13 protein-coding genes are annotated in these 12,323 nt (G+C 66.0%); 8 read left to right on the top strand and 5 right to left on the bottom strand.

Annotated elements, in window-relative coordinates:
* Window positions 1–65: 65 nt before the first annotated feature.
* The 5 genes from ACQP1T_RS00470 (at window position 66) to ACQP1T_RS00450 (ending at window position 4,734) form a co-directional block, all read left to right on the top strand.
* Entirely contained in the window at window positions 66–827 is a 762-nt protein-coding gene (locus tag ACQP1T_RS00470) for a DUF2470 domain-containing protein (protein ID WP_433757961.1), read from the top strand.
* A gap of 446 nt (window positions 828–1,273) precedes the next feature.
* The gene (locus tag ACQP1T_RS00465) at window positions 1,274–2,062 is read left to right on the top strand and encodes a CPBP family intramembrane glutamic endopeptidase (RefSeq protein WP_433757960.1); all 789 of its coding nucleotides are present in this window, start codon (window positions 1,274–1,276) and stop codon (window positions 2,060–2,062) included.
* A gap of 110 nt (window positions 2,063–2,172) precedes the next feature.
* Window positions 2,173–3,555, top strand: coding sequence for an LCP family protein (locus ACQP1T_RS00460; RefSeq protein WP_433757959.1), 1,383 nt, complete (start codon window positions 2,173–2,175; stop codon window positions 3,553–3,555).
* Between the two features lie 10 nt (window positions 3,556–3,565).
* Complete coding sequence (locus tag ACQP1T_RS00455) at window positions 3,566–4,114, top strand: ferritin (protein ID WP_433757958.1); 549 nt, start codon at window positions 3,566–3,568, stop codon at window positions 4,112–4,114.
* A 71-nt stretch (window positions 4,115–4,185) separates the two neighbouring features.
* Window positions 4,186–4,734, top strand: coding sequence for a ferritin (locus ACQP1T_RS00450; protein WP_062981203.1), 549 nt, complete (start codon window positions 4,186–4,188; stop codon window positions 4,732–4,734).
* Window positions 4,735–5,015: 281 nt separating this feature from the next.
* On the opposite strand, the gene ACQP1T_RS00445 is transcribed toward ACQP1T_RS00450, so the two are convergent.
* The 4 genes from ACQP1T_RS00445 to ACQP1T_RS00430 form a co-directional block, all read right to left on the bottom strand.
* On the bottom strand, window positions 5,016–5,939 hold the full coding sequence (locus ACQP1T_RS00445; RefSeq protein WP_433757957.1) for a DUF5926 family protein: 924 nt from the start codon (window positions 5,937–5,939) through the stop codon (window positions 5,016–5,018).
* A gap of 491 nt (window positions 5,940–6,430) precedes the next feature.
* Window positions 6,431–7,198 (bottom strand): glycerophosphodiester phosphodiesterase, encoded by a 768-nt coding sequence (locus tag ACQP1T_RS00440; RefSeq protein WP_433757956.1) that lies wholly within the window; start codon window positions 7,196–7,198, stop codon window positions 6,431–6,433.
* A complete protein-coding gene (locus ACQP1T_RS00435) occupies window positions 7,195–8,229 on the bottom strand; it encodes a DUF4328 domain-containing protein (protein ID WP_433757955.1) in 1,035 nt (344 codons plus the stop codon). Before ACQP1T_RS00435 ends, ACQP1T_RS00440 begins: the two co-directional genes overlap by 4 nt.
* Window positions 8,230–8,248: 19 nt before the next feature.
* Window positions 8,249–8,620, bottom strand: a complete 372-nt coding sequence (locus tag ACQP1T_RS00430) for a rhodanese-like domain-containing protein (RefSeq protein WP_040685721.1) — start codon at window positions 8,618–8,620, stop codon at window positions 8,249–8,251.
* 528 nt (window positions 8,621–9,148) lie between these two features.
* Between ACQP1T_RS00430 and ACQP1T_RS00425 the strand changes: the two genes are divergently transcribed.
* Window positions 9,149–9,760 (top strand): hypothetical protein, encoded by a 612-nt coding sequence (locus tag ACQP1T_RS00425; protein WP_433757954.1) that lies wholly within the window; start codon window positions 9,149–9,151, stop codon window positions 9,758–9,760.
* Between the two features lie 47 nt (window positions 9,761–9,807).
* Here the strand turns inward: ACQP1T_RS00425 and msrA are convergent, their stop codons facing one another.
* Entirely contained in the window at window positions 9,808–10,515 is a 708-nt protein-coding gene (msrA, locus tag ACQP1T_RS00420) for a peptide-methionine (S)-S-oxide reductase MsrA (RefSeq protein WP_433762550.1), read from the bottom strand.
* A gap of 272 nt (window positions 10,516–10,787) precedes the next feature.
* On the opposite strand from msrA, the gene ACQP1T_RS00415 reads away from it, so the two are divergent.
* Window positions 10,788–11,411, top strand: a complete 624-nt coding sequence (locus ACQP1T_RS00415) for a superoxide dismutase (RefSeq protein ID WP_040685719.1) — start codon at window positions 10,788–10,790, stop codon at window positions 11,409–11,411.
* Window positions 11,412–11,581: 170 nt separating this feature from the next.
* A complete protein-coding gene (locus tag ACQP1T_RS00410; protein ID WP_433757953.1) occupies window positions 11,582–12,109 on the top strand; it encodes a peptidase in 528 nt (175 codons plus the stop codon).
* Window positions 12,110–12,323 lie beyond the last annotated feature (214 nt).

The following is a 12,323-nucleotide window of genomic DNA, read 5'->3' as shown; positions in this document are numbered from 1 at the left end:
GCGGAAAGCACCGGCGTCACTTAGCTTAGGTTTACCTAACCACGTGGTCAGTACTGGAGGTCTGCATGCTCGAGCCGACTGTCGCACCGTCTACCGCTGAGCGGGTCCGGAGTGCGTGTGCCCGTGCGGAGCAGGCGGTATTGGCGATGCCGGGCATTGAACCGACGCCGATTTCGGTGCATCACGTGCGGCAGTGCGGAGATGCGGTGATCGCGGTGCCGACCGCGTCCATGGCGGCGGTACTGGCCGGGAATTCGGGCGAGAGTGGTGCGCCCGCGGTGCTGGAGCTCACCGATCACGCGCCGCTGCCACTGCGGGAACCGGTGCGGGCGTTGGTGTGGTTGCGCGGATGGGTGCGGGCGGTGCCGACACAGGCGCTGCGGGCACTGGCCACCGAGGTCGCCAAGGATCATCCGCATCCCGACCTGCTCGACGTCGGCCACAGCTCGACCCTGTTGCGCGTGCTGATCAACTCCGCGGTGGTGGCCGACTCGACCGGCGCCGAATCCGTCTGCGTCGACGAATTCCGCCTGGCCCAACCGGATCCGTTCTGCGCACTGGAATCCGCCTGGCTGCAGCATATGGACGCCGACCACGCCGACATCATCGCCCAGCTCGCCCGCCATCTTCCGCCGCGCCTGCAGACCGGCGCCGTACACCCACTGGCCATCGACCGCTACGGCGTGACCCTACGCATCGAAGGCCACGACGGCGACCACGATTTTCGCCTCCCCTTCAACTCCCCTGCCGATGACATCGAATCCCTCAGCCGCGCCGTCCGCACCCTGGCGGGCTGCCCCTTCCTGAACGGGCTGCGCCGCATTTGAGCCGACGTCGCGGGCAACCACCCCGCGTCGAAAACCGGTGCGCCACAACCCGTGCGCGAAAATGAAGATCACCCGGCCTCGACCTCAGCGACACACATCACCGAGCAATACGCACCACCGCCCGGGCCAGCGTCGCTGCGGCTCGCACATGAGGCGGCCCAGCAGCCCAACCCGACGGGCCATACCTGGCCGCAGCATATCGACGCCGACATCATCGCCCAGCTCGCCCGCCATCTTCCGCTGCGCCTGCAGACCGGCGCCGTACACCCACTGGCCATCGACCGCTACGGCGTGACCCTGCGCACGAAGGCCACGGCGGCGACCACGATTTTCGCCTCCCCACCAGCTCCGAAGCGATTGGTGAGGTGGCCTCCGCCGAACCGCCGATCAACGCGACGCGGGCACACAGCACCCACCGGAACGACGCGGGCAATAGATTCGGACGCATGCGTGCTGAGACCGGCTCCGGGGACGAGCCCGAGCTGACCGATCGGGAGCGGCTGGGGATTCGGCTGGAAATCCTGGTCGTACTGGTGGTGACGTTCGGGCTGAGTGGGTTGAACGCGGCGCTGTCGTTGCTCGCGAGTGCGCTGTCGCCGGGCGGGGTGCGCGGGCAGACCGTCGCTCTGAATCCGACGCGGGCGGCCCAATCGACCATCGACCTGCTGCTCCAGTTGCTCAGCGCGTTGCGACTGGCCGGGTGGGGGGCGTTGGGGCTGTATCTGTTGTGGCGCAGCGGGATCGGGCCGCGGTTGATCGGATTGGCCAGGGTTCGTTGGCGTTCCGATGTGCAGCCGGGTCTGATCCTCGCGGCGATCATCGGCCTGCCCGGGCTCGGGCTGTATCTGACCGCGCATGCGCTGGGTTTCAGCGTGACGATCGTGCCGAGTTCGCTCGGTGACCACTGGTGGCGATTGCCCGCACTCATCGTGTCGGCCTGTGCGAATGCGGCGGCCGAGGAAATTCTGGTGGTGGCCTATCTCATTACCCGATTGCGCAGCCTCGGCTGGTCGGAGAACCGGTCGCTGCTGGCTTCGGCATTGCTGCGCGGGAGCTATCACCTGTATCAGGGCGTGGGCGGTGGGCTCGGCAATCTGGTCATGGGGGTGATCTTCGGCCGCTTCTGGCAGCGCACCAACCGGCTGTGGCCGCTGGTGCTGGCGCACGCGACGATCGATGCGGTCGCCTATATCGGCTATACATTGCTACGTGGTCACGTTTCCTGGTTGCCGTAACATCCGCCGGTCCACGTGGCGAATTTATCGACAAGCGCTCACCCCGAGCGCACCAGCTTCCGGCCGCTCGTCAAGCCCCCCGACGGCCCTCGAACAGTAGAGTCTGTGTGATGAACGGCGACGACCCCCAGCGCTACGACCGGACGCGCCGGGTGCCGCAACCCTTCGGAAATCCCGGTGCGCAGTCCATGCCGCCGCAGCGGCGCGAACCGCATCCGCCGGGTCGTCGCGGACCCGGTCCGGACCCCAGGCATGTCGACCCCACCAAGGTCATCCGCCGCGACGGGCCGGATTACCCACCGCCACTGGCGTATTCGCAGGTACCGCCGGAAACGCGGGTGCCGCCGCGCAGGCCGCCCCATGCGCCGACGCAGCATCCGCAGCCGTACCACGAACCGCAGCCTCGCGGCGTACCCGGCTATGCGCCGCCCCAACAGCCGCTTCCGTATCAGGAGCCGCAGCACCTGCGGTCGCGTCGTGAGGTTCCCCCGCCGCCGCCCTCCCTGCCGCCGTCGCGCCGCGAGCGCGAACCCCGCCCGCCGCGGCGTCGTCGCAAACTGCACCTGTTCCGCTGGTTCCTCGTGCTGTTGGTGGTGTTGGTCCTCGCGGTGGTGGGTGCGGTGATCAAACTCGACGGTTCGCTCAATCGCATCGACGCCCTGGCCAATTACTCCGACCGCGTCGGCGATACCCCGGGCACGAACTGGCTGCTCGTCGGCTCCGACGGCCGGGCCGGACTCACGGCCGATCAGGAACAGGAACTCGCCACCGGCGGTGAGGTCGGACCCGAGCGCACCGACACGATCATGCTGGTGCACATTCCGAAGTCGGGTTCGACCACCCTGGTCAGCCTGCCGCGCGACTCGTATGTGAGCATTCCGGGCCACGGCAAGGACAAACTCAACGCCGCCTTCGCCTTCGGCGGCGCACCACTGCTGGTGCAGACCGTCGAAACCGCCACCGGCGTGCACATCGACCACTATGCGCAGATCGGATTCGGCGGCTTCGCGGGCATTGTCGACACCCTCGGCGGCATCGACGTCTGTGTGCCCAAGGCCATCGACGATCCGCTCGCGGGCATCGATCTGGCGCCCGGATGCCAAACCCTGGACGGTCCGCAGGCCTTGGGTTTCGTCCGCAGCCGTGCGACCGCCCTCGCGGATATCGACCGGATGAACAATCAGCGGCTGTTCATGGCCGCGCTGCTGAAAAAGGCGACCAGTGCGGGCACGCTGGCAAATCCGTTCACGCTGTGGCCGTTGGCCAGCGATACCGCGAAATCGCTGAAGGTCGACAAGGGCGATCACATCTGGAATCTCGGCCAGCTCGGCTGGGCGATGCGCGGCGATACCGTGGCGACCACCGTCCCGATCGGCGGGTTCACCGATACCGATAGCGGAAATGTATTGCTGTGGGATAAGCAACGTGCCGGTCAATTCTTCGACGACATCGCCAAGGACCAACCGATCCCGGACGATCTGCTGACGAGGTAGCGTCGGGCCTATGCCCGATACCGATGCCGACGAGCCGTTCCCGGACCTGCTGCGCGACCAGATTCGTCGTGGCTTCACCGCCTCGCAGCAGTATCTGGCGGCGGCGGTGTACTTCGATTCGAATCGCCTGCCGCAGTTGGCCAGGCACAGCTACGGCAAATCCGCCGAGCACCGCTCGCATGCACTGCGCATGGTGCAGTACCTGCTGGACCGCAATCTGAAGGTGCAGGTCGGCGGCCTGGACGACGTGCAATCCAGCTTCGAATCACCGCGCGGCGCCGTCGTTTTCCTGTTGGAATCCGAGCGTGCCCGCAATGCGCAGATCACCGAACTGGCCAGCACCGCGCGCGCCGCCGGAGACTACCTCGGCGAGCAATTCATCCAGTGGTTCCTCAAGGAACAGGTGGAGGATGTCGCCGGGATGACCACGCTGCTGACCGTCATCGACCGTGCGGCGGGCGATCTGTTCGACGTCGAGGACTTCATCTCGCGCGAGCTGCGCACCACACCGCGCGCCGACATTTCCGCACCGAGAATGGCGGGCGCGAGTAAGAATTAATTAGGCAATACTAGCCTCAATAAGGCTGCACTTGGATGACACGCGACCTGACCAGCGCTAATGTCGCAACTATGTCCAGCCATCCGGAGTCCCCACGCAGCAAATTTCACGGTCTGCTCCACGATCAGATCCGGCACGAATTCAATGCCGAGCATCAATACATCGCGATCGCGGTCTGGTTCGACAATGCGGATCTGCCGCAGCTGGCCAAGCGTTTCTATGCGCAGGCGGTCGAAGAGCGTAATCACGCGATGATGATCGTGCGTTACTTCCTGGACCGGGATATCAGCGTCGAGCTTTCCGGCATCGACGCCGCGAAATCGCATTTCGAAAATGCTCGCGAACCGATCGCGCTGGCCCTCGCTCAGGAAAAGAATGTCACCGACCAGATCATCCAGTTGGCGAGCACGGCCCGCGAAGAGGGCGATTACCTGGGCGAACAGTTCATGCAGTGGTTCCTGAAGGAGCAGGTGGAGGAGGTCGCCAATATGACGACGCTACTCACCATCGCTGATCGCGCCGGGTCGAACCTGTTCGACCTCGAGGATTTCGTCGCTCGGGAAATGAGTGGTCCGAGCGATGCTTCCGGCGCTCCCTCTGCCGCCGGCGGCAGCATTTAAATTCGCGATTCGACAGGCCCGGCTCGTCGCGACGAGCCGGGCCTGTCGCTGTGCATCGAGCGGGGTCACAACCCCGCGGTCCGCATAATGGCTTATGCGGAGCTCATGGAGCTGAGCAGCGTCTTGAGCAGCGTCAGAATGGCTTCCATGATGGTCCTACTTTCCTCATCATTCGGTGAGATCTCGCTCACCATCACCAGCTTTCGGTGATGCAGAGAACCTAACCGAGCATTGATTAGAAAGGAGGGTGTTTCACAAAATTCTTCGGGATTTTTTTGAAATCACCGCAGGGTGACCTGACGCGACCGCAACCCGTCCCGAGAACGGCGCTCGTCCGCCGAGAGCGGAGCCTCATCGGCCAGCGCCGCCGCCAGGCGTTCCCCGAATTCGATCGCCGGTTTGGTCCACTCGCTGGCATGCAGTTCCGGATCCAGGTCGAAGACCGGAACCAGCAGGCCGTGCGTGCGGAACGAGCCCGCGAAACGGGAGCCCTCACCGAGATGCAGTCCGCCCGACGCGTGCAGCCGCGCCAGCGCCAGCATCAGATCGTCCTCGTGCTCCGGGCGCACCCAGCGCAGATGCGCCTTATCACCGGCATCCACCCACCAGCCCGCGCCGATCGCATCGGGGCCGAGATCCAGTCGCGCGGACGGCATGATCGCCTGCTTGGCCTGTTCGATGGTCGCGGCGACCTGCGGATCGGGCTGCACGCCCTCGGGAACCCACCAGTCGAAGTCCTGGTGCACGGTCAGCTGCAGCTGAGCGTCCGCATCGATCACATCGGCCAAACGCGGTCCGCCCTCGACACTTTCGGCCGCGGTCAGCGATTCGCCGGGCTCAGCGGACTGGGTCCACAGAATGGCCGCCGCGATATCGGCGGCCGGATCCGGCCCCTGGAACTGCACCTGCGTGGCGACGTATCCGGTCGGCGGCTCGCCGGCCCGCACCAACCCGGCGACCGCGCCCGGCAATACCGTGGCCAGTACGACGGAACGCTCCGCCGCGATATCGGACGACAGCGGCAGCGTCGCGGTCGCCGACGGCACGAATTCGCGCAGTGCGACCAGATCGCACTCCGCTGCCAGCCCCTCGAACGGACGCGCACCGGACTGCGCCGCCTGCAGTTCCAGCGCCGCCCGCCGCTCGGCGAGACGCTGGGCCCGGTTCCCTCCGGGCTTCGGACTATTGCGCTTGCTTTTACCCACGGCAGGTCAAACTACAGTGGCTGTGTTGTTTTTGCGGCGCCTGCGGCGCCGCGTGTTCGCGGCCCCCTGGTGTCTCGCGTCCGAGCCGTCGAGACTCGCGACTTCGTCGCATGCGCTTCGACGACTCGGACGCGAGACGGGCCGCGAACGGGTCACTCGTAAGACTCGCTCCACCGTGGTCGCTGAATGGCAGGATCTTCGGCACCTCGAGCGCTCACGTAAGGGCGAGTTGCGGGCCCATGGGCGAATGCCCTCCGACGACTCGGACACGAGACGAGCCGCGAACGGGTCACTCGTAAGACTCGCTCCATTGGGGTCCGGGTCGTTCGGCACCTGATGCACTCGCGTGGGACGGGGTGAGTCCCGGGCCTGCGGCGTATGCGCTTCGACGACTCGCCTGACTCCGGCCGCAGGCATGCGAAGGCCAGATGGGGCGGCGAACTCGGCCATGTCGATGGCCACGAAACGGCTTGGGGCCGAAGCGATTCGACTCAGGCTGGTGCGAGCAAGGCCTTCGTGCGGGCTGGGTGGTTGGTGGCGACCCAGCTGACGCCCAGGTCGGCGCACAGGCGCACATCGTCGGGATCGTCCACGGTCCAGCAGTAGGTGGCGCGGCCCGCGGCGGCGGCCTTGTCCACCAGGTCCGGATGTTCGCGCAGGGTTTTCACCGAGGGACCGACGGCGGTCGCACCGACCGTGGTCGCGGCGCTGCCGCCCAGGTAGCGCGACGATTCGCCGAGTAGAACCGTTGGCAGCAGCGGTGCCGAACGCCGGATCCGCCAGACCGCGGTGGCCGCGAAAGACATGACGACCGCGCGGGAGTGATCGGCGGAGGCGGGGGTGGCGATGCCGAAGCGCTGGAGTTCGGCGAGCAGCTTGTTCTCGACCAGCGCGCCGTAGCGCACCGGATGTTTGGTCTCGATGAACAGCTTGGTCGGCCTGCTGCGCCAGTCGAGTACCAGCTCGATCAGCTCGCTGAGGGTGAGTACCGACGCGGGTGCGCCGTCCGCACCGAAGTCGAGGCCCGCGAGTTCGTCCAGGGTCATTTCGCTGACCAGTCCGGTCCCCGAGGAGGTCCGGTCGACGGTGCGGTCGTGCACGCAGACCAGATGGCCGTCCCTGGTCAGCCGGACATCACACTCCACACCGTCGGCGCCCTCCTGCAGCGCTAGCTCATACGCGGCGAGCGTATGTTCCGGGCGCGCCGCCGACGCTCCCCGGTGCGCGACGACGAACGGTGCGCGACTGCCCTGGCTCACTTGGCCGAAACCTCCTCGTGCTCACGGTGCGGTGTACTTGTTTCCAGCGCGACGGCCTGGGGCTGCTTCGATGCGCCGCCACCCGGGTGCACCGGTTCGATGACGGGCACCGCCGGATCGACGGCGATCACCCACCGGCGCGCGATCCTGGTGCGGCCGAACAGATCACGATCGGTCATCGACCGCTGCACCCAGAGCGTCAGCACCGCGACCCCGGCCGCGACCAGATCGGTGAACGCGGTGAACAGCACACCGTCCGCCTTGGCCTGCAGGGTATCCGCGGTCCGCCACAGCAGGGCCGCGGCCGTGCAGCCGGCGCCGAGCACCCAGCCCACCCACCAGATGCGCACGGCCCGCAGCGTCCGCGGGTCCGGCCGCACGGCGACCGTCTCGGTCAGAAAAACACCGGGCCACAGCAGATTCACCACCGGAATCAGGCAGCCGAGCACGAGCGTCCGAACCAACCGCGGGTCACGGCGACCGACCGCGGCGAAGGCGGCCCGGCGCGTTTCGATCAACCAGCCGAGCATCGCGATCGCCGTTATCAACCCGAGCGCCAGGCCGACCGATGCGGAAAGCCACACCATGGCATCGGAGATGTGCAGCAGCCACGACGGAATCAGTCGGGTGCGGTTGCGCAGCAGGATCAGATAGCGCCCCAGTTCGGCGCAGGCGGCGACCGCGAAAACCGCCGCGGTCGTGATGAGCAGCACACCGGCCCGGTTGGTCAGGCGGTCCAGCGGCCGTTGTGGCGCGGGGGCGGACTCGACCGGCGGATCCAGCAGGCCCCAGCGCGGAATCTGCTGGTAGCGCGGCGTTTCCACCGATGGCCGCGGCCGACCTGAGCTCAGCTTGCGGACGCGCTGATCGGGGCGGCGCGCCACCCACCGGTAATTGCGCCGCTCGGCGGGGGCGTCGATGGGGGCAGGTGACAACAGCACGCCACGGCAGCGCGGGCACCAGTGCATCGGCGTCGTCTGCACGGCCCAGCGCGCGCCGCAGCGCGCACAAGGTTGTACCACCGTACTCACGGCGCCCCTCTCTCTAACCTCAGTAGATCTTCGCCTGGTGATCGCCGTCCGCGACCAATGGTCGACCAACCCGCTGCCATGCCACCATGCCACCGCTGACATTGACCGCGTCGTATCCGATGTGCGCCAGGTACTTGACCACCTCGATGGAGCGGCCGCCCTGGCGGCAGATCACATACAGCTGGGCGTCGTAATCGAGCTCGTCGACCCGGGCGGGCACGTCGGCCATCGGAATATGGATCGCCCCCGGCGCATGGCCGAGCTGCCATTCGTCGTCCTCGCGCACGTCGAGCAGAATCGCCGCCGGGGCGTCCGCCGCGACACGCTCGGTCTTATCGAATTCGTCCGGTACGGCTTCCACCGGCACCGACGACACTTCGGGGCTCGTCACGCTTCGATCCTGCCATGGGTGGCGCTACGCGGGGGAGTTCCGGCCCCGCTATGCCGGTGCCCCACGGGCACTTCACGGCCTCGACATCGGCACGTTACCTCGGGTATGTTCTGTGCTTCTGGATCCTGTCCGATGCCCCGCTCCGGGGTTGCTCGCATATATCTCGGTCGAAGTTATCCACATAATCCACAACTTGATCCACAGCCCACAGCTATCGTCCAGCACACTGGTCACAGGCATCGGCTATCGAGCAGCTGTCGATCTACAAGGGCTGATGCACCGAATCCCGCATCGGGTGGACGATCCCGAGAGATTGCTGGAGCAGGTCGCGGTACGAACGACCGATCCGAGACTCCCCTCCTAGCCATCCCGGAGCGGTCATTCGCCGCCGCTTCGGGATCTGAGGCTGTGCAGGTCCCGATATCTACTTGGACGCCGCCGATCGCGGATCGGTTCCCCAGAAATCCAGAACACCGGCGAATAACCGAAATACCGGGTTCTCGCAGGGGCTGTCGGTAGCCTGGGTGCATGAACGTGAGCAGGGGGCTACTCGACGGAATGGATACAACAGCACTCAACACAGCACTCTCGGAGGCCACATGCCTAGGCGTGGAGGTCGATACCGCGAACGCGCAACTGAGCCTCGACCTGGAGGTATTGACGCTTCCGGTCGAAGGGCCCGCACCCGAGGACTACCGCGTGAAGTTGACCTTCACCAGGGTCAGTCGAGTCGCGGCCTCACTGCGCATTCAGGAATGGGACGATGTGGCGCCCAGGGTGCTGCCGCTACAGCTGGACAATCTGGACGCTGCCATCCGCAGCTTCGGCGGCGGACGACTGCACGGCTGGGAATTCATCGATGTGGACGACAGCGGTTGGGTGCACTGGGGTGAACTGCTCAGCTTCGACACCCAGATCGACTCGCACGCCGCCACGCACGTACTCGAATTCTCCCAGGAGGAGGGCATCGACCCGCGCGAACTCGATGTGCGCGTGTGGTTCGACGACATCACGATTCACGACAGCAACGGCGCCGAAATCCCACTGAAGGAATTCATCGCTGGCGGGGTGCGCTGGTGGAAGGCGCATGACGAGGGCGATCCGCGGGCTATGCGCCCCGGAATCGTCCCCCCGCTCTAGAGCGCCCCTGGAACCGCACACCCGGTCGCCGGGTGTGCGGTCCTGTTTCAGGCACCGAGTCCAACCGGACAGCTGACACCGGTGGCATGCACCGGGCAGTAGCCGCCGGGATTCTTGGCCAGATACTGCTGGTGGTAGCTCTCGGCGTAGAAGAACTCGGGCAGCGCCCGCAGCGGATCCGTCCCGCCCTGTCCGGGCAGTTCGGTGATCTCGGTGGTGATCTCGCCATAACCGGCGGCAGCCAGCCGTTCGCCGAAGGCCTGCGCGGTGCTGCGTGCGAGCCGCGCCTGCGCCGGGTCGACGGTGAAGATCGCCGAGCGGTACTGGGTGCCGCGATCGTTGCCCTGGCGCATGCCCTGGGTCGGGTCGTGGTTCTCCCAGAACCGGCGCAGCACACCGGCGTAGTCGATGACCTTCGGATCGAACACGATCAGTACCGCTTCGGTATGGCCGGTGCGCCCGCTGCACACCTCTTCGTAGGTCGGGTTCCGGGTGTAGCCCCCGACATACCCGACCGCCGTGGTGAAGACGCCGTCGAGTTGCCAGAACTCCTGCTCGGCACCCCAGAAGCAACCCATGGCCAGCACCGCGACCTGCAGGCCTTCCGGAAACGGCGGATGTATCGGCCGACCGTTCACATAATGGGTCTCCGAGACCTGTAGCGGGTCGGGACGACCGGGCAGCGCTTGCTCCCGTGTCACCATCACCGGCTCGGGAAGATGGACCCGTCCGACCAGTTCGTCGTACCAGGACATGGTGCTCATCCGCCTCTCCGCGTATTCAGGCCATACGAGTCGAGTGCCGCACGGCCGGTCTCAGGTCATGCGTGGGTGCCTGGCCGACTTTTCGGCGGACCCAGGCGAGTTACCCATGTACTCACGAAATCAGTCGTACCGTCAGTTGTCCAGCGTTGCCCGGCGGAATGTGGGGGCAAGGACCGCGGTTGCAAACGAGCGGGTGTACGAATGATGGTTGAGTGTGCTCGAGACGGAGGGCACACACGGCCCAGACATTAGGAAGGGACATCGTGGCTGAGTACACGTTGCCAGATCTGGATTACGACTACAGCGCCCTGGAGCCCCACATCTCCGGGCAGATCAACGAGATTCATCATTCCAAGCACCATGCTGCCTATGTCGCCGGCGTCAACACCGCACTGGAGAAGCTCGAGGCCGCTCGCGAGGCGGGCGACCACGGCGCGATCTTCCTGAACGAGAAGAACCTGGCCTTCCACTTGGGCGGCCACGTCAACCACTCGATCTGGTGGAAGAACCTGTCCCCGAACGGTGGCGACAAGCCGGTCGGCGAGCTGGCCGCCGCGATCGACGACCAGTTCGGTTCGTTCGACAAGTTCCGCGCCCAGTTCACCGCCGCGGCCAACGGCCTGCAGGGCTCCGGCTGGGCGGTGCTCGGCTATGACACCCTCGGCCAGAAACTGCTGACCTTCCAGCTCTACGACCAGCAGGCCAATGTGCCGCTCGGCATCATCCCGCTGCTGCAGGTCGACATGTGGGAGCACGCCTTCTACCTGCAGTACAAGAACGTCAAGGCGGACTACGTGACCGCGTTCTGGAACGTCGTCAACTGGGAGGACGTGCAGGAGCGCTTCGCCCGCGCCGTCGGCCAGGCCAAGGGCCTCATCTTCGGCTGAGCTTTCCCGCCCGCGAGCCCGCGAACCGACTCGGTTCGCGGGCTCGTTGCTTAGTGATGTCCGATTAGCACTCTTTGGTACTTGTGTGCCAACTGAGTTTTGGCGCATCCTCGAGAATCCACAGTTCGAGGACGGGCAAAGCCGCCCCCGGTTAGATCACGGGAGGCATCATGCAAACGAACGGACCCATCGGCATCACGCCGTTCCAGGCCCGCGGATCGCTGCGGGGGTTCGTCATCTCCGGACGCTGGCCGGACACCACCAAGGAATGGGCACAGGTATTGGTGCTCGCGGTGCGGGTCGCCTCATATCCGGGATTGCTGACCACTTCGACCGTCTTCGGTGTGCGCGAGGAGCTACCGGATGATCCGGAGCCGGGCACCGTCGGGCTGGTGCTCGCCGAGGGACCGGTGCTCGGCGAGCAGGCGCTCGAACCCGGCCGGTTCGCCGATCATGTGCCACCGGCGCTGTTGATGCTGCATCCGCCCTCGGAGACCCGCCCGTCGCTGCCGGAATGCGTCGGCGTGGCATCCGGATGCGTACTCCTGCCCGGCGTCCCACACCTGGGCCTGGAACACCGGGCCGCCTGGGCCGAAGCCGAATCCGACGGCACCGTCACCTCTCTGGTCAGCCGCGTCGGCCTCGACCCCATCAGCGACCCCGACACCGCGGTCCTCGCCATGCTCCTCGCCGCCTGAACTCCTCGCATAGCCGGTGGCTGCCTCGCACAGGTTGCACGTTGTGCGAGATAGTCGGACGCTCTGCGATGACCTCGCGCGGATTGCCAAGGGCTAGCTCACTTCTTGATGAGAGCGTGCTGCTGGATCTGTGAGGGTACCCGAAACTCGACGGTTGGATTGCCAAACTTATTGTGCGCATTGCGATTTCGGTTACTGCGGGTTGGTGTGAGTG

This window comes from Nocardia sp. CA-135398 (assembly GCF_050955845.1).
Lineage (GTDB): Bacteria > Actinomycetota > Actinomycetes > Mycobacteriales > Mycobacteriaceae > Nocardia.
Note: the sequence above shows the minus strand (reverse complement) of the source record. Positions and strands in the feature narration are given on the sequence as shown.